This window comes from Rhizomonospora bruguierae, assembly GCF_018397995.1.
Taxonomy (GTDB): Bacteria; Actinomycetota; Actinomycetes; order Mycobacteriales; family Micromonosporaceae; genus Rhizomonospora; species Rhizomonospora bruguierae.
In genome coordinates this window covers 64,930-81,094 of the sequence record NZ_BBQH01000025.1, presented here as the reverse complement: position 1 = coordinate 81,094, position 16,165 = coordinate 64,930, and the positions used below count along the sequence as shown (strand labels likewise).

Below are 16,165 nucleotides of genomic sequence, written 5' to 3'. Positions count from 1 at the left end.
TGCGGCAATCAGCCGGGGTAGTCGGCCGGCCTGGCGCCGGGGTTGGCGTTGAGCCAGGCCAGGTAGCGGTTGTAGGCGACGAGTTCGGGGTCGGCGTCGGGGCCGTCGGTGGGTTCGGCGGCGCGCCGGGCGGTGACCAGCGGCCGGCGCGCGGTACTCGGGGCCGGCGCCTGCTCGGGCGGCGGGGCGCCGGGCAGCGCCAGGCGCACCTCGCGGAACCAGAGGAACACGACGAAGCCGGCGAACACCGGCCACTCGAACATGTACGCCCAGCTGAGCGAGTTGCCGCCGGAGGCGCGGGTGAACTGCCACCAGCCGAGCCCGACGCAGCCGCCGGCCAGCACGAGCATGGCGACGTGCCGCGCGATCCACGCCGGGGTCAACAGCCGCCTCATACCAGCGAGGGTACCGGCGCGGCCGCGCGCTCTTACGACGGCGTGTCGTAAACGCATCAAACGGCCGGTACGGGGGTACACCGGCGCATGAGCTATGGGGCGGAACGGGGCTTCTCGGCCCCTCCCGAGGTGGTATTCAACACGGTGTCCGATCCCGATCGCCGCTCAGGTTGGCTGCCGGTCGGGCTGCCCCCACCGGACTCGACCGACGCCTCGCGGATGCGGCTGGAGTGGTCCGCCGGCGGCGCCTCCGGCCGGGGCGGGTACCTGCAGGTACGCGAGGTGCCCAGCGGTGGCGCCTCGGTGGTGTGGTCCCTGGACGACGCGCTCGGCGAGCGGACCCGGGTCGGGCTGCCGCGCGTGCTGGACGAGGCGCTGGCGAACCTGGCCCGGGAGGTGGCGGACAACCTGACGCCCGGCTGACCGGCGCGGGCGGGTGACCCGCGCCACGTCCGGAAAGTGGAATCCCCGCGGGGCCCCTGCCGTTGTGCCCCGTGTCGGTGTGATCCAGTGTCCCCGGGCCTCACCTATCTGCCTTCGCGGAATACCGTCCGGCTGGAGCCGCGTCGTGCCACTCGCCGAGAGGCGACCTGCACACCGACGCCCACGCCGTCCCGCAGCGATGCTGAGGGGCGGCGTCGTGGTTTTCCGGGCCGGTGGTCAGGCCGGCTCGCTGCGGTCCGCCATCTCCCAGGCGTGGTCCAGCGCGTGCCAGGCCATCCGGCGCAGCGCGTACCGCGGTGGCCAGCCCTTGGGCTTCAGCGGCTCGCCGGTGGAGGAACGGTCGAGGGTGGCCAGGATGTCCGCCCGCATCGCCTCGATGGCGGCCCGGTCGGCGATGTCCGGTTCCCTGTGCCGCAGGCCGAGCGTCCGGGCGTACGCCGCCTCCGCGCCGAGCACGTGCGCCAGCATCTTGTCCCGGTCCCGCCCGCCGCCGCGGGGGCCCTTCCGCAACGCGGCCGGCGACCTCGCCGCCGTGTCGTCCAGCGTCTGCCAGGCGGCGCGCAGCAGTGCGATGAGCCGGTGGGCGCGGGCCGCGGTGAGCGGTTCGCGGTCCACGTCGGCGACCACGCCGGGGGCGCCGAAGTCCGTGGTGGCGTTGCCCTCGACCCGTTCGACGACGGTCGGCGCCCCCGTGCCGGGCGGGCGCGCGCCGGCCAGCCGCACCACCTCGGCGTACCGGTCGCGGTACGCGAGCAGGGCCTCAAGCGCCGCCTCCTCGCCGCGCCCCGAACGGGCCCAGCCGGGCCACTCCACGGCCACCGCGAAGACCTTCTTCGCGCCGACCTCCAGGTACACCGGGATACTGGTCGCCATCCGCCGATTATGGACGGTGGAAGACCAGGTCGCGGGCGGGACGGCCGGCGACCTGGGCGCGCCGCTCGAATCGGGTGACCGGGCGGTGCGCCGGGCGCGGCGCGTACCCGTCATGGGCGTTGACCAGGCCCGGATCGCTCGTCAGCGTCTCCAGCATCGCGTCCGCGTACTCGGGCCAGTCGGTCGCGCAGTGCAGCGTCCCGCCGGGCGTGAGCCGGGAGCGCAGCAGCGCCACGTGCACGGGCTGGATCAGCCGCCGCTTGTGGTGCCGGACCTTGGGCCACGGGTCAGGGAAGAACGCGTGCACCGCGGCGAGGCTCTGCGGCGGCAGCCGGCGGACCAGCACGATCGCGTCCTCGGTGGCGATCCGGACGTTGGTCAGGCCGCGCTCCTCGACCCGGGCGAGCAGGGCGGCGACGCCGGGCGTGTGCACGTCGATCGCCAGGTAGTTCCGGTCGGGGTCGGCCTCGGCCATCGCCGCCGTCGCCTCGCCCATCCCGAAGCCGATCTCCAGTACGACGGGCGCCGGCCGGTCGAACGGCGCGGCCGGGTCGGCCAGCCCCGGGGGTACACCGAAGCGCGGCCACAGCCGTTCGATGGTCTCCCGCTGGTGGGGGCCCATGCGACCCCGGCGAGGATGGTAGGTACGGATATGTTCGATCACGATCGGTCAAGCGTACGGGAGGCGACGTGGACGCCAGGGCGGACGACAGGGTGAACGACCGGGACGTGCAGCGGCTCTCGTTCGGCGGCGCCGCCGACCTGTACGACTCGATCCGCCCGTCCTACCCGCCGGAGGCGGTGGCGTGGGCACTCGGCCCGGCTCGCCGCCGGGTGGTGGATCTGGGCGCCGGAACGGGTCTGCTCACCCGGGTCATCGCCCGGCTCGGCCACGACGCCGTACCCGTCGAGCCGGACCCGGGCATGCGCGCCCGTCTGGCGGCGGCGATCCCGGGCAGCACGGCCCTCGACGGGTCGGCCGAGCGGATTCCCTTGCCACCCGGCAGCGCCACCGGCGCCATGGCGGGGCAGTCCTACCACTGGTTCGACCGGGAGGCGGCGCATGCCGAGATCGCCCGGGTGCTCGCTCCGGGCGGGGTGTTCGCGCCGATCTGGAACATTCGGGACGGCTCGGTGGCCTGGGTCCGCGAGCTGTGGCAGGTGATCAGCCCGGACGAGCTGCCCGAGCGCTCCGAGGTCGACGACTTCGGGCCGCTGTTCGCTCCGCCGGAGCGGGCCGAGTTCCGGCACGTCACCCGGCACACGGTGGACAGCCTGGTCGCGCTGGTGAAATCCCGGTCGTACTACCTGACGGCCTCGCCGGAGCGGCGGGCCGAGGTGGAGCGGGCCACCCGCGACCTGGTGGCCACCCATCCCGACCTGCGTGGGCGGGAGTCGTTCGACCTGCCGTACGTGACGAGGGTCTACCGGGCCACCCGCGTTACCGGGTGACGGCCCGCCGGTAGGCGCCCGGGGTCAGGCCGAAGTACCGGACGAACCACCGGTTCAGGTGCGCCTGGTCGGCGAAGCCAGCCTCCGGGGCCACCCGCGCGGGCGGGACCCCGGCCGCCAGCAGATCCCGGGCCGCCCGGGTGCGCAGGAGGCGCTGGTAGTCGCTGGGGGACATGCCGTACGCGGCGCGGAACGACCGGTACACCGCGAAGCGGCTGGTACCCGCCGCCTCGGCCAGCGCCTCGGCGGGCAGGTCGCTCAGGAAGTCGGCGTGCAGCCGCTCCCGTACGGTGTCCGCGATGGACCGTGACGCGGCCCGGCGGCCGGCGGCGGCCCGGACCGGTCGGCTGGCCCGCCGGTGCAGGGCCGCGACCGCCGCCGTCAGCCGCTCGTCCCGCTCCAGCGCCGTCGCGGGGCCCATCAGCGCCGCGTGCAGCCGCCGCACCGCGCCGGCGAGCCGCTCGTCGCGCAGCAGCGGTGCCGAGAACAGCGGCCGGGTGGCGGCGCGGCCCAGGGCCTCCGCCAGCACCTCGGTGACCAGATCCGGCCCGATGTGGACCATCCGGTAGACGAACCCGGCCGGGTCGCCGGCGTGCCCGTCGTGCGGATCGTCCGGGTTGAACGCCATCACCATGCCCCGCCCGCTGGCGTACCGCCCGCCCCGGCAGGTGAACTCCTGGACGCCCGCCTCCGTCACCCCGAACGAGTACGTCCCGTGCGTGTGCCGGTGGTACACGTGGCTGGCGAACCGCGCGTGCATCGCCTCCAGCGGCCGGTCCGGCGAGCGCCGGTAGCGCACCCACTCACCCGCGTCCACCGGCCCATCCTCGCACCGCACCACCGTTCAAGACCCCGCACGGCCCGGCGGCGCACCCTGGCCGTATGCGTTTCGACACCAAAATTGCCATCGTCGTCCGCGCGGACCTGCCAACCTGGCAGCGGCTCAACATGACCGCCTTCCTCGCCAGCGCGGTGGCCGGCGGCCGGGACGGTGTGCTGGGCCAGCCCTACGAGGACGGATCCGGCCGCGCCTACCTGCCCATGTTCCGGCAACCGGTGCTCATCTTCGGCGCGTCCGGGGAGGATCTGCGGCGCACGTGGGAGCGGGCGGTGGGCCGGCCGGTCGGGGTGGCGGTATTCACCGACGAGCTGTTCTCGACGGGCAACGACGAGGACAACCGCGCGGCGGTGCGGGCGGTGCCGGGCGAGAAGCTGGCGCTGGCCGGCCTCGCCCTGCACGGCCGCCGACCCGACATCGACAAGATCGTCAAGGGTCTGTCCCTGCACCCGTAGCGTCATCCCCGCCCGGTGGCACCGGCGCTGCTCCCGCCGGGCGTCGCCGCCGCGCTGACCGGAGCCGCCGTCGTGGCAGCCACGGTGGCCGGGTGCGGGGTAGGGCCCAGATCGCCGTCTGCGATGACGGCTTTCGGGCTGGGGAGCGCGAGCAGGACACAGGCGGTGAGAACGGCAGCCGCGGCGGTGGCCAGGACGAGCGGGCGCAAGCCGAACAGCGACAGCAGCCCCGCGCCCGCGGCGGTGGCGACGCCGGTCGGGGCGAACACGACCATCGTGACGGTGGCTGACACGCGGCCGATGAGCGGGCCGGGGACGGTGCGCTGCAGCACGGTCACCGCGGCGACGATCACCCACGGCAGGCCGACGCCGATCGCCACCCGGCCGAGCAGCACCGCCCACACCAGCGGGACGGCATTGGTCGCGATCCCGGCGCCGAACAGCACCCCGCCGAGGCCCGCCACCACGGCGGCCCGGTACCGGCGCAGCAGCGGTCCGATGGCGAAGCCGCCGAGTACCGACCCGACGCCCTGGGCCACGGCGAGCACGCCGACGAATGTGGGCGCCCGGTGCAGCCCGGCGTCGACCACCGCGTAGAGCGTGGCGGTGCTGGCGCCGGAGAGCATCATCATGATGCCGCCGGTCAGGACGAGCCGGCGCAGTTCCGGCCGGCGCCGGATCTCCCGGGCTCCCGCCGTGATCCGCCGGTCGTGCCCGGTGCGCTCCGGGCGCGGGTCGCCGGTGCGCAGGCGGCTGTAGACGAGGGCGGCGACGCCGAAGGTGGCCGCGTCCAGGAGCGCGACCGCCGGCCCGCCCAGCCAGCCGAACAGCGCCGCCCCGGCCATCGGCGCGACCAGTTTGGTGCCCTCCTGCGCGGTCATGCGCAGCCCGTTCAGATCGCCGAGCAGATCGCCGTCGACCACCGAGGGCAGCAGCGCGTCCTCGGCGGCGCTGGTCAGCACGCCGACCGCGCCGTACCCGATCAGCACCACCCACAGCAGCCACAGGTCGCCGGCCGACCGCACCGCGAACAGGACCGGCAGCGCCGCCGCGAGCGCCAGGTTCGCGACGACCAGCAGCCGCCGCCGACGCACCCGGTCCACCACCAGGCCGAGTACCGGGCCGGCCATCAGCGGCAGCCAGATGCACGCCATGGTCAGCGCCGAGAGAGTGTCCGAGCCGGTCAGGGTCTTGGCCCAGATCCCGGCCGCCAGGCCCATCGCGGTACTGCCGAAACCGGAGATCAGCGAGACGGTGAGGAACGTGGCGGCGTTGCGGTCGCCCAGGACGCGCAGCAGCGGGGTCTGTCGCTTGGTCACGGCGGCAGGCTCGAATCTTGAGCCCGCTCATGTCAAGTCTGGAGAGCGGACCGCACCCGGTGCACGGCGTACCGGAGGCGGCGGCCCAGGCGTACCCCGTCCAGGTCGTCGAGCGCGGCTCCGACCAGGTCATGCAGGGGCCCGGGCGGTGCCTGGGCGGCCAGGTCGAGGCTGGTTCGCGCCAGCCCGACGGGCCCCTCCGCAGCCCCGTGCCGAAGTTGGATGCGGAGGGACTCCACGGCCGCGCGGAGTTCGAGAAGGACACGGTTGTCAACGAATTCTTGACGGCCGCGCTGGCTCCGGGTGAGCCGGAGCCAGCGCTGTTCCGCCGCCTGGCGCGAGCCGAGCCCCAGCGCCCGGGCAACACGCTGCCAGGTGAGCCCGCCCGCGCGCGCCCGCTCGATCGCCCGCCGTTCGGCCCCGTCCAGTTCCGCACGGACCAGGGCGATCGCCGCGAGAGTCTCCTCAAGCGCGGGACCGTCGGCCGGTCCCGGGTCGTACGCCGCCAGGCGGTCCGCGATGACTTGGAGGTCCACCCGCGAAGTCTCGGTCCGCTGCCGCTTCGGTGTCAACGAATCATTGACATAGTTGACGAACGATGGGCTGGAGCCGGGAGCGGCGGGCCGCCCGATCGAACGGATGTACGATCGCGGCGTGGACGTTGTCTGGGCGCGGATCAATGCCGAGGTGGCGGCCGAGTTCGGGCCGCTGGAGGAGCCGCAGCCGACCGGGTGGCCCGAGCACCCGTGGCGGCGCGGCGTGGTGCGCCTGGTTCGCGGCGACGCCCGGCGGGTCGGGCGCGAGCTGCGTCAGGCCGGGTAGGCGGGGGCGGCAAAGCCGGGCGCGGCGGACCCGACCAACGGGCTGGCCCTTGAGCCCGCGACCCGCCGTCGTGCGGCGCCAGGCTCCCCCGGCCAAGCTGGCGGTGGTCGCCGGCCGGGTCACCGCAGCTCGGTGCGCGGTTCGTGGGCGCCGTCCGGGCGGGTGGCCTCGTAGTACAGCCGGTACCGGCCGTCCGGCAGCGGCACGGTGTGGGCCGGCGCCTCGCCCAGGGTCGATCGGATCACAGGGGAGCGGCGCGCGCTGGCCGCGTCAGCGGCGGACCCGCACGACGAGCTTGCCCATGGGCTCGCCGGTGGCCAGGGCGGTGTGGGCGTCCATCACGCCCTCCAGCGGGTACACGCGGTGGATCGGCAGATCGAACCGCCCGTCCGCGACCGCGTCGAGGTAGCGCTGGAGCAGCGCGGCGGGCAGGTCGGCGGCACCACCCTGGTACCCGGTGAGCCGCACGCCGTTCGGGACGGCCACCATGGGTTCGAACTCCGCCAGGGTGCGCCGCCCGCACAGTGACCCGGTGACGCAGACCGTCCCGTGGGCGCGGGTCGCCCGCAGGGAGTCCGGCAGGGTGGCGGGGCCGACCAGGTCCACGGTGCCGTCAACCCCCTCCGGGAACTGGTCCCGGACCTGGGCGGCGATCTCCCCCTCGTCCAGGATGGGGTGCTCGACCCCGCGGGCGGCGAGCGCGGTGAGGCGGTCCTCGCGGCGGGTGGTGGCCAGCACGGTGGCGCCCCGCTCGGCGGCGAGCGCGGCGGCGCACAGGCCGACGGCGGCGGTCCCGCCCCGGATCAGCACGGCGTGGCCGGGCTGCGCGTTCAGGCCGACGGTCAGCGAGCCGTGCGCCGCCTGGAGCATCTGCGGCAGCGCGGCCACCACCTCCCACGGCAGGTCGGTGCCGATCGGCACGACCTGGGACGCGGGGACCATCACCTCCTCGGCGTAGCTGCCGTCGAAGTCCCGGCCCATCCCGCCGAGCAGCGCCACCACCTGCTGGCCCGGTCGCAGCGTGGTCTCGGGGGCGGCCCGCACCACGCCGGCGCACTCCACACCGGGGATGCGCGGGCCACCCGCGTCGTACTCGAGGTCGGCGCGGTTGATGCCGAACGCCTCCACGGCGATGCGCGCCCAACCCGGCGGCGGTTCGGGCACCGGAACCTCGCGCAGGTGCAGCGCGTCCCGCCGGGCGGGGGCGTCGAGCTGGATCGCGCGCATGGTCGCAGTCATCGGACCGATCACATCAGGGTGGATCAGCGGCGCAGCGGGGATCGGCCACCGCTCACCCCCATCGGGCGGTGCCGCGACACCGTCGCGGCACCGCCCGCCCCCGTTGAAGGATGTCGGTCAGTCGCCGCGGCCGCACCGCCGGCACGCGCCGCGGCGGCGCAGATGGTAGGCGAGGGCGGCCGCACCGAGCGCCGGACCCCAGGCCGGCCACAGCAGGATCGGCGCGGTGCCGGCCCAGTCGCCGCCCCCGGTGAGCAGGTCGCGGAAGCCGGGCGCGACCAGCAGCGCCAGGCTCGCCGAGGTCACCAGCAGGGCCACCAGCGCCGCGGGGACCACCGCCAACCCGACCGGTACGCGCCGGCCGCCGAGCCCGGGCGTCCAGCGGGGGAACGTCTCGCCCCAGCGCCGCGCCAGGCCGAGGGTCAGCAGCGCGCCGACCACGGCGAACGCGCCCAGCCCGGCACCGGCCCAGACCGCGCCGCTGTGACGCAGGTCGTCGAGGTTCGCGCGGGACATGCCGAGCGGGATGCCGGCCAGCCAGGCGAACCGGGTCACCGCGTACAGCAGGGGGATCACCGCCGCCACGCCGACCGCCCAGCGGCCCCAGCGGGCGGCGGACGCGGCGGTGGTCCAGGCGCCCGACCCGTCCCGGCGCCCGCACGCGGCGCACCCGCCCGCCGTCCGGAACTGCCAGGCCAGCAGCGCGCGGACCAGCAGCAGGCCGCCCAGGAAGCAGAGTGCCCGGTTCGCCAGCGGCCAGGTGAAGACCGTCGAATAGTCGACCGGCGGCCAGCCGAACGGCGCACCGAGCACGAGCATGGGCGCGTACCCAGCGAGCGTCAGCAGCCGGGCGTCGGGCACCACGATCAGCAGCGCGACGGCGACCGCCCAGCCGTACCCGAGGACCACGGCCCGCACCGCCCGACCGGCGGACTGCCGGCCCGCGGTGGCCAGGGCGGCGACCGCGGCGGCCAGCAGCACCGCGGCGAACAGCGGCGCGCCGACGCCGGGTGGCAGCGGGTGCAGCAGGCTCACCTCGCCGCCCGGGTCGTTGCGGCCGAACGGGTACCCGTGCCCGGTGACCGTCCAGACGAGAGCCATCGTGCCGTAGCCGGCGGCCCACGCGGCGGCGATGTAGCCGCGCCGGTCGGTCCCGCGGCCCGGCGCAACCCGCTCCCGCTCGGCGACCGCGGTCATGGCTCCCCCTCCGGTGTCTCGTGGGCGCTTGGTTGGCCCACGAGCACTGTCTCGTGGTCGCTTGGTTGGCCCACGACCACGATCGGGGAATCGCGGCGCGGTCTCCTCCCGCTGGAACGGGATTCGCCTCCCTCTACCGGGGGAGCCGCCCGGGATCCGCCGGGGCAGCGGTCGGCAGCCGCGCGCTCACCCGCCAACGCCCCTCCCGCGCGCCGACCGCCAACTCGCCGCCGAGCAGATGGACCCGCTCCCGCATGCCCGCGAGCCCGCGCCCGCCGCCGCGGTTCTCGCCGCTCGCCGCCGGCACCGGGTTGGACAGGTCGATCGCCAGCCGGCCGTCCGCCACGGCCAGGTGCAGGGTGACCCGCTCCCCGCGGGCGTGCCGGGCGGCGTTCGTCAGTCCCTCTTGGACGATCCGGTAGCCCTCCCGCGACACCGCCGCCGGCACCCCGTCCAGCGCGCCGTCCACGCGCACCTCGACCGGGACGCCGGCGCGGCGGGCGTCGGCCACCAGGCGGTCCAGACCGATGAGGGTGGGCTGCGGCGCCCGGACGCCGGTGCCGGCCCGCTCGGCGTCGCGCAGGACCCCGAGCACGTGGTCCAGGTCCGCCATCGCGGCGCGGCTCGTCCGCTCGATCGCGGCCAGCGCGGTACGGGCGAACGCCGGGTCCCGGTCCAGCAGCTCCCGGGCGGCGGCCGCCTGGAGCGTCGCCACGGTCAGCGCGTGCCCGACCGAATCGTGCAGCTCCCGGGCCAGCCGGTTGCGCTCGGCCAGCGCGGCCGCCTCCGCCTCCAGCGCCGCGATCCGCTCCGCCGGCGACGGGCCGAGCAGCACCGGCGCCATCAGCGCGGCCAGCGCGCCCAGCCCGGCGACCGCATACGCCAGCCCGACCAGCATCAGCACCCCGATCACGGTCAGCCAGCCCGCGTCGTGCTCGTCCAGCGGGCCGATCCGCAGGCCGGCCAGCGCGCCGCCCGTGGTCAGCCCGAACAGCTGGGCGATGAACACCAGCGCCATCGGCAGCGCGATCAGCAGCGCCGCGCCCACCAGCCCGCCCGCCAGCAGGTGGACCGCGAACCAGAGCGCACCGCGCAGCCGGGTCTCCATCCGCACGCCCGGGCGGCCCGGTGGCGGCTCGGGCAGGTCCACGTCCAGCAGGGCGCGGGCGGCGGCGATCTCCAGCGACCGGGTGCCGCCGAGGAACGCCGGCACCGCCACGATCCCCGTGGCCACGGTGAGCAGCAGCAGCGCCGCCGGCAGTGGCGAGTCCGCGGTGAGCAGGCGGGCGAACGCGGCACCCAGCAGCACATACGGCAGCAGGATCACGCCGCCGAGCAGCAGGTGCACCAGCCGGCGGTAGGTGGCGCCACTGACCAGCGGGGCGAGCGCGGCGCGGAGGGTCACGCCAGCCATTCTGACTGGCACAACGCCGGAACATGATCGGACGGCTGCACCACGCAGCCCTGTTGGCCGCGCCCCGACCGTGAGTAACCGTTAGGTCGCTCGTTCGACCGGCCGTGCGGCCGTCACGGGCGGCGCAGAGCCAGGGACTGGAACGCGAACTCGGTCGGCTTCAGCCGGTGGAAGTCGACGATCACGGCGGTCACAGTAACGGCCGTCCTCAGTGGGCCGCTGCCCTCGGCGGGCCGCCGGGTGCCGCTCAGATCAGCTTGCCGACCGCCTCGCTGATGTCGTTGGGGGAGTTGAAACGGTTGCCCGGCAGCTTCTCCAGCGTCTTGAGGACGTTCTCGTCGGCGCCGTGTTGGCGGGCCCGATCGAGCAGCTTGTTCTTGTCGGTGGGGTAGTCGATCCCGCCGAGGAACTTCTGGAGCTGGATTGGGTTAACGGCCATGCCGCACCCATACCCGGTCGCGGGCGAGGCTCACCAGGAAGGCCGGCTGTTGACAGGGCGGAGGTAAGCAAGCAGGCTCCCTGGATGGGCAGATGGGAACGCTCCCAACCACCACGACTGCCCCGGATCAGGAGTACGACATGACCCTGAGTCGCTTACGCCGTCGCGCCGCCACCGTCCTGATGGCCGCCCTCGCGGCGGTCACCGTGACGGTCCCGTTGGGCGCCACGCCGGCCAGCGCGGCCACCCCCCACGGCACGCGGTTCTACACCCCCGCACCCGACCCGCACGCCGTCAAGCAGATCCTCCGCCTCACCCTCCAGGGCAAGTGGACACTCGCCCTCCAACTCACCGCCATGGCGGCCACCCCGCAGGCGGTATGGGTCACCGGTGGCACGGGCCGGGCCGTCACCAAGTCCGTCCAGGACGTGGTGCGGCGCGCCCAGCTCACCCGCTCGGTACCGGTGTTCGTCGCCTACAACCTCCCGTTCCGCGACTGCTCGCAGTACTCCGCGGGCGGCGCGACAACGGTCGCCGAGTACAAGGCCTGGATCGACGCCCTCGCGGCCGGGATCGGCCGGCAGGAGGCCGCGGTGATGCTGGAGCCGGACGGCCTCGGCATCATCCCGTGGTACACCACCATCAACGGCTCGCAGGACTGGTGCCAGCCCGCCGAGGCGAACCCGGCCACCGCGGCCAGCGACCGCTTCGCGATGCTCAACTACGCGGTGACCAAGCTCAAGGCGCTGCCGAACACCAGCGTCTACCTCGACGGCACGCACAGCGCCTGGCTCGGCGTCGGCGACGCCGCCGACCGGCTCGTCAAGGCCGGGGTGAGCCGGGCGAACGGCTTCTTCCTGAACGTCTCCAACTACGAGACCACCGAGCGGCAGCTCAAGTACGGCAACTGGATCTCCCAGTGCGTGTACTACGGCACCCAGGGTCCGGACTCCGCCCGCGGACACTTCGACTGGTGCGCCAGCCAGTACTACCCGGCGGACCCGAACGACTTCAGCACCTGGGTGCAGACCGACCAGTGGTACGCCGAGAACGTCGGCACCGTGCCGGCCAGCCGGCTGCCCCACTTCGTCGTGGACACCAGCCGCAACGGCCACGGCCCCTGGTCCGCCCCGGCCGGCGTCACCTGGCCGGACCCGCAGACCTGGTGCAACCCGCCCGACCGCGGCCTCGGCCTGCGCCCGACCACGAACACCGGCAACCCGCTCGCCGACGCGTTCCTCTGGGTCAAGATCCCGGGCCAGTCCGACGGCCAGTGCGACCGCGGCACCGGTACCGGCACCGACCCGGCCCGCGGCGGCATCGCCGACCCGGCCGCCGGCGCCTGGTTCGACCAGCAGGCCATCGAGTTGGTGCAGCTGGCGAACCCGCCCATGCGCTGACCCATCGGAGACGGCCCTCGCGGATCCGTCGCGCGGACGGTACCCGCGAGGGCGGTGCGGGAAGGCTTCCCGCGGGAGGTTGCCGGCCGGCAACCTCCCGCGAGGAGGCCCGCGCCACCCACCAGGACATTGATCGGCGCGTTGTTATCGATCGGCTCTTTGGCGGCGGCTCCGTTCGGCCGCGCAGACTGTACGGCTACCCGCCGGTACCTGGACGGCGGCCACGACGTCCGTGACGGTGCGGTCGGGCGGGGCGAGTTCCGCCGGCCACTCCTTCCCCCGGCTGACCCAAAGGGTGGCCAGCCCGGCCGCGCGACCACCCTCGACGTCGAGTACCGGGCTGTCGCCGATCGTCCAACCCCCGCCCAGCAGATCGAGGCCGCACCCACGGGCCGCCGCCTCGAAGATCTCGCGTGCCGGCTTCCGGATGCCCACCTCTCCGGACACCGTCCAGGCGTCGACGCATTGGTCCAGTCCAGTGCGCATGATCTTCCCCAGCTGGTTGTCGACCTGACCGTTGGTCACGATCGCGACCCTCCAGCCGTCGTCACGCAGCAGCGCCAGCGACGCCAGCACCTCCGGGCGGCAACTCACCAACTCCGGCATCCGGCGCCGATACCGCCGCCACGTCTCCTCCGCCGGGGCCGCCAGCTCGAAACGCTCCGTCACCTTGCCGAAGAACCAGTCGCGGGGTACCGCCCCGTCCCGATCCGTAGCGATCAGCCAGGCCAACGCACCGTCCGGCAGTTCGTGATCGGCGCAGAACTCGACCGCCCAGCGCCGGAAGGCCTCCGAACGGTCCACAAGCGTGTTGTCGAGATCGAAGAGCGCCAGTCGCTGCATGGCCAATAACCGTATGGCCCGGACAGTGCCCGTCGCCGCTGCCGCCACCGGCCCGGCGAGCGAGATCTTGGTACGGCCACGCCGATTTTTGCCGATTTTTGGCGAGATCCATACCAAGATCTCGTCCCGGTCCACGGCTCCGCGTGAGGCCGCCACGCCGAGGTCGCGGCCCGGCCACGGACACGCGAGTCGCGCATCTCGTCGACTGATTGGCTGTCCCCGCCCCGGTAGCGCTGTCGGGCTCATGCCGGTTGAGCTGGGGAAACGTGGGTGCGCCCGGCAGGATTCGAACCTGCGACCTTAGGATTAGAAGTCCTCTGCTCTATCCACTGAGCTACGAGCGCCCGGCCCGGCCGGCATGAGCCGGGTCGTTCAGAAAGGTTACCGTCCAGTCCGACGGCCGGACCCGTGTGGGCCGGCCAGTTCCTCCGGCCATCGGTGTGCGCCCCGGGACGGTGACGGAAGCCGCCTGGATCGTCTAGTTTGTCAGCCGTGCAGGTTCGGGGAACCCATTTTCTCCCGCTGCTGGTGTCCGAGGACGATCCCGGCGTCGGCGGCGACCACCTCCTGGACGAGTTCATCCCGGGGCTCGCAATCGCCTACTCCTTCGGCCCGCCCTACGGTCAGCGCCTCGTGACCTGGGACGACCTGGAGCAGTCGCGGATTCCCCGGCGGGCGGTTCGCCGGGAGGCGACCGAGAACCTGTACCGGGCGCTGGACGACGTCGAGGTGCACGGGCGGCCGCCGGCGCTGATGCTCTCGTTCGGCGGGCTGGAATCCAGCGTGCTACTGGCCGACGAGTTCTGGGACCGGGTGGAGCAGGGCGTCCCCGGCGAACTGGTCGTCGGCGTGCCGGCCCGGGACGTGGTCATCATTACCGGCTCCCAGTCGCGGCCGGGACTGGCGAAGGCGCGGCGCGCGGTCGACCGGGTGTTCTTCGCCGGCGACCAGCACCTGCTCAGCCAGGATCTGCTGGTGCGGCGGGAACAGGAGTGGATGCCGTTTCTGCCGGAGGTGCCGGCGGAGCGGGGAAGTACCCCGAGAGCCAGCGGTCGAGTTCGCTGAACGTCCGCCCGCGGGCGGGCTCCCGGGAGAGCACCAGGTCGTGCCGGCCGCCCTCGATGCGTACCAGCGTGACGTGCCGGCCCAGGCGGTGGGACCACCGGGCGATGTGCGCCACGTCGAGCACGGCGTCCCCGGCGTGCGCCGCCTCCGACCATTGCGTGTAGCGGCCGGAGACCGTGGAGCAGGCAACCAGGATCGGCACCCGGATATCCAGCCCCGCGCGCAGTTGGCGCTGGGCGAGGTGGATGGCGTTCACCCAGCCGGCGCGGACCGGGAAGCCGCCGAGGGGCTTCCAGGTCAGGTCGTACAACCACTCGCCGCGGTGCTCGGCGTGCAGGCTCATCCCGTAGACCTTGCTGAGCCCCATCGGCACCACCCCGTACGGCCGGCCCCGACCGGTGCGCCCCACCATCGTCACCAGCGGGCGGCGTACGAACCAGCCGGCGTTGAAGTCGAAGAACGGGCTGTTCAGGAACATGCCGTCGACCAGGTCGCGGTCGCGCCGGGCGTGTACCCAGAGCGGGATGATCAGCCCGCCCGTGGAGTGCGCGTTGACCAGCAGGGTGTCGTGCCCGTCCTCCTCCCGGATGATCCGCGCCGCCTCGTCCAGCTCCGGGTGGTACTCCTCAAGGCTGCGGCAGAAGTTGGGCGTCTGGTGCGGTAACAGGCTCCGGCCGTACTTGCGCAGGTCGAGCGCGTAGAAATCCCAGCCCCGCTCGACGTAGAAGTCGGCCAGGTGGGTCTGGAAGAAGTAGTCGACGAAGCCGTGCACGTACAACACGGCGCGGCGGCTGGGCGTCTCCGCTCGCCGTGAGACGAGCGTCGCCACCACGGGGCCCTCGTCGTCGTGCCCTAGATCGATGACCCGCCGCATGTAGGGGTGCCCCAACAGGTCCGCATCCACGCCACAAACATAGTCGCGCACCGCGGAAACACCGCCAGTTATCCACAGCCCCGGGGTTATCCCCAGATTGATGGTGCACCGGTGGCGCGGGGTCGCCGGATGGGTCCACGCTGTGCGCCGAGTCGACTCGCCACTGACCGAAGCCGGCCCTCCGGGGCCGGTATCCGCACCGGACACTGTGGAGACCTGATGTACGACACGAACGTAACGCTGGTCGGCAACCTGCTGAACGCGCCGGAATGGCGGCGCACGGCGAACACCGGCTCGCTGGTGGCGCACTTCCGCGTGGCGTCCACCGCCCGCCGCTTCGACCGGTCGACCGGCCGATGGGTCGACGGCAACAGCCTGCGGGTGCGGGTCAGCTGCTGGCGGCGGCTGGCCGAGGGCGTCGCCTCGTCGCTGATGACCGGGGATCCGGTGATCGTCGTCGGCCGCCTGTACACCCGGGACTGGACCGACGCCGAGGGCCAGCACCGCACCATGTACGAACTGGAGGCGGTGGCGGTCGGGCACGACCTGGGCCGCGGGCGCTCGCGGTTCGTCCGGAACCGGCCGTCACCGACGAGCGCGATCGAGGACGCGGAGGCCGACTCGATCATCAACGGCGAGGCGACCGAGCTGGTGCCGGGTGGCGAGGCGCCGGTCCGGCGTGAGGAGGCGATGTTCGACGACGAGGACGGGCCGGGTGGCCTCCCCGCGGCCCTGCCCGGCGCGTACGACCCGCTGGCCGGCCTGCGCGCCGACTTCCCGTCCGCCCGGGGCGGGGCCGTGCTGGAGGTCGAGGACCTCGATCCGGGTGCGCTCGACGAGGCGCCGGACGAGGCGCCGGAGAGCGCGTCGTCCGGCGACGGTACCGAGGCGGGCGGCGCGGAGGGCGACGGCACCGAGGGCGGTGGCATGGAGGCTCCCGGTACGGAGGCCGGCGCTACGGAGACGGTGGCGCCGCCCGCGCGAGGGCGCCGGTCGCGGTCGCGCGCCACGGCGGGGGTCTAGCGATGGCGCCGCGGGAAGGCGGTGCCCGGGCGGCCTTCCCGCGGCCGGGTCGGACCGGTCGCGGGCTGGTTAG

Annotated in this window: 20 protein-coding genes and 1 tRNA gene; 7 read left to right on the top strand and 14 right to left on the bottom strand. The window is 74.0% G+C overall.

All coding sequences use genetic code 11. The features are described from left to right. Nucleotides 1–8: 8 nt before the first annotated feature. Entirely contained in the window at nucleotides 9–395 is a 387-nt protein-coding gene (locus KJS59_RS14605) for a hypothetical protein (protein ID WP_213453409.1), read from the bottom strand. Nucleotides 396–482: 87 nt separating this feature from the next. On the opposite strand from KJS59_RS14605, the gene KJS59_RS14600 reads away from it, so the two are divergent. Next, on the top strand, nucleotides 483–818 hold the full coding sequence (locus KJS59_RS14600; protein ID WP_213453408.1) for an SRPBCC family protein: 336 nt from the start codon (nucleotides 483–485) through the stop codon (nucleotides 816–818). Between the two features lie 237 nt (nucleotides 819–1,055). Here the strand turns inward: KJS59_RS14600 and KJS59_RS14595 are convergent, their stop codons facing one another. Continuing rightward, on the bottom strand, nucleotides 1,056–1,712 hold the full coding sequence (locus KJS59_RS14595) for a hypothetical protein (RefSeq protein ID WP_213453407.1): 657 nt from the start codon (nucleotides 1,710–1,712) through the stop codon (nucleotides 1,056–1,058). Between the two features lie 7 nt (nucleotides 1,713–1,719). Beyond that, on the bottom strand, nucleotides 1,720–2,334 hold the full coding sequence (trmB, locus tag KJS59_RS14590; protein WP_213453406.1) for a tRNA (guanosine(46)-N7)-methyltransferase TrmB: 615 nt from the start codon (nucleotides 2,332–2,334) through the stop codon (nucleotides 1,720–1,722). 68 nt (nucleotides 2,335–2,402) lie between these two features. Between trmB and KJS59_RS14585 the strand changes: the two genes are divergently transcribed. Then, the gene (locus tag KJS59_RS14585; RefSeq protein ID WP_249714140.1) at nucleotides 2,403–3,164 is read left to right on the top strand and encodes a class I SAM-dependent methyltransferase; all 762 of its coding nucleotides are present in this window, start codon (nucleotides 2,403–2,405) and stop codon (nucleotides 3,162–3,164) included. Here KJS59_RS14585 and KJS59_RS14580 read toward each other — a convergent pair. Further along, nucleotides 3,154–3,981, bottom strand: coding sequence for an AraC family transcriptional regulator (locus tag KJS59_RS14580; RefSeq protein ID WP_213453405.1), 828 nt, complete (start codon nucleotides 3,979–3,981; stop codon nucleotides 3,154–3,156). The genes KJS59_RS14585 and KJS59_RS14580 overlap by 11 nt on opposite strands. A 65-nt stretch (nucleotides 3,982–4,046) precedes the next feature. Here KJS59_RS14580 and KJS59_RS14575 point away from each other — a divergent pair, with 65 nt between their 5' ends. After that, a complete protein-coding gene (locus tag KJS59_RS14575) occupies nucleotides 4,047–4,457 on the top strand; it encodes a DUF2000 domain-containing protein (protein ID WP_213453404.1) in 411 nt (136 codons plus the stop codon). A 2-nt stretch (nucleotides 4,458–4,459) separates the two neighbouring features. Here the strand turns inward: KJS59_RS14575 and KJS59_RS14570 are convergent, their stop codons facing one another. Together KJS59_RS14570 and KJS59_RS14565 are read right to left on the bottom strand one after the other, a co-directional pair. Further along, nucleotides 4,460–5,776, bottom strand: a complete 1,317-nt coding sequence (locus KJS59_RS14570) for an MFS transporter (protein WP_213453403.1) — start codon at nucleotides 5,774–5,776, stop codon at nucleotides 4,460–4,462. Between the two features lie 32 nt (nucleotides 5,777–5,808). Then, nucleotides 5,809–6,312 (bottom strand): hypothetical protein, encoded by a 504-nt coding sequence (locus tag KJS59_RS14565; protein ID WP_213453402.1) that lies wholly within the window; start codon nucleotides 6,310–6,312, stop codon nucleotides 5,809–5,811. A 118-nt stretch (nucleotides 6,313–6,430) separates the two neighbouring features. On the opposite strand from KJS59_RS14565, the gene KJS59_RS14560 reads away from it, so the two are divergent. Beyond that, complete coding sequence (locus KJS59_RS14560; RefSeq protein ID WP_213453401.1) at nucleotides 6,431–6,598, top strand: hypothetical protein; 168 nt, start codon at nucleotides 6,431–6,433, stop codon at nucleotides 6,596–6,598. Between the two features lie 119 nt (nucleotides 6,599–6,717). Here KJS59_RS14560 and KJS59_RS31790 read toward each other — a convergent pair whose 3' ends face one another. The 5 genes from KJS59_RS31790 to KJS59_RS14540 form a co-directional block, all read right to left on the bottom strand. Then, entirely contained in the window at nucleotides 6,718–6,843 is a 126-nt protein-coding gene (locus KJS59_RS31790) for a hypothetical protein (protein WP_283775780.1), read from the bottom strand. Between the two features lie 25 nt (nucleotides 6,844–6,868). Next, nucleotides 6,869–7,837, bottom strand: a complete 969-nt coding sequence (locus KJS59_RS14555) for a zinc-binding dehydrogenase (RefSeq protein WP_213453400.1) — start codon at nucleotides 7,835–7,837, stop codon at nucleotides 6,869–6,871. Nucleotides 7,838–7,954: 117 nt separating this feature from the next. Further along, a complete protein-coding gene (locus KJS59_RS14550) occupies nucleotides 7,955–9,034 on the bottom strand; it encodes a hypothetical protein (RefSeq protein ID WP_213453399.1) in 1,080 nt (359 codons plus the stop codon). Nucleotides 9,035–9,167: 133 nt separating this feature from the next. Then, nucleotides 9,168–10,439: a histidine kinase gene (locus tag KJS59_RS31785; RefSeq protein WP_213453398.1), complete on the bottom strand. Its 1,272-nt coding sequence runs from the start codon at nucleotides 10,437–10,439 to the stop codon at nucleotides 9,168–9,170. Between the two features lie 256 nt (nucleotides 10,440–10,695). Further along, complete coding sequence (locus KJS59_RS14540) at nucleotides 10,696–10,887, bottom strand: DUF2795 domain-containing protein (protein ID WP_213453397.1); 192 nt, start codon at nucleotides 10,885–10,887, stop codon at nucleotides 10,696–10,698. Nucleotides 10,888–11,027: 140 nt separating this feature from the next. On the opposite strand from KJS59_RS14540, the gene KJS59_RS14535 reads away from it, so the two are divergent. Next, nucleotides 11,028–12,287, top strand: a complete 1,260-nt coding sequence (locus KJS59_RS14535; RefSeq protein ID WP_249714138.1) for a glycoside hydrolase family 6 protein — start codon at nucleotides 11,028–11,030, stop codon at nucleotides 12,285–12,287. Nucleotides 12,288–12,431: 144 nt separating this feature from the next. Here KJS59_RS14535 and KJS59_RS14530 read toward each other — a convergent pair whose 3' ends face one another. Further along, the gene (locus tag KJS59_RS14530; RefSeq protein ID WP_249714136.1) at nucleotides 12,432–13,265 is read right to left on the bottom strand and encodes an HAD family hydrolase; all 834 of its coding nucleotides are present in this window, start codon (nucleotides 13,263–13,265) and stop codon (nucleotides 12,432–12,434) included. Between the two features lie 136 nt (nucleotides 13,266–13,401). Then, nucleotides 13,402–13,474: transfer RNA gene (locus KJS59_RS14525), tRNA-Arg, on the bottom strand. A 148-nt stretch (nucleotides 13,475–13,622) separates the two neighbouring features. Between KJS59_RS14525 and KJS59_RS14520 the strand changes: the two genes are divergently transcribed. After that, on the top strand, nucleotides 13,623–14,195 hold the full coding sequence (locus KJS59_RS14520; RefSeq protein WP_213453396.1) for a DUF1444 family protein: 573 nt from the start codon (nucleotides 13,623–13,625) through the stop codon (nucleotides 14,193–14,195). On the opposite strand, the gene KJS59_RS14515 is transcribed toward KJS59_RS14520, so the two are convergent. After that, complete coding sequence (locus tag KJS59_RS14515) at nucleotides 14,089–15,099, bottom strand: alpha/beta hydrolase (RefSeq protein WP_213453395.1); 1,011 nt, start codon at nucleotides 15,097–15,099, stop codon at nucleotides 14,089–14,091. The two genes, KJS59_RS14520 and KJS59_RS14515, sit on opposite strands and share 107 nt — an antisense overlap. 189 nt (nucleotides 15,100–15,288) lie before the next feature. Between KJS59_RS14515 and ssb the strand changes: the two genes are divergently transcribed. After that, on the top strand, nucleotides 15,289–16,092 hold the full coding sequence (gene ssb, locus KJS59_RS14510) for a single-stranded DNA-binding protein (protein WP_213453394.1): 804 nt from the start codon (nucleotides 15,289–15,291) through the stop codon (nucleotides 16,090–16,092). The last annotated feature ends 73 nt before the right edge of the window (nucleotides 16,093–16,165 follow it).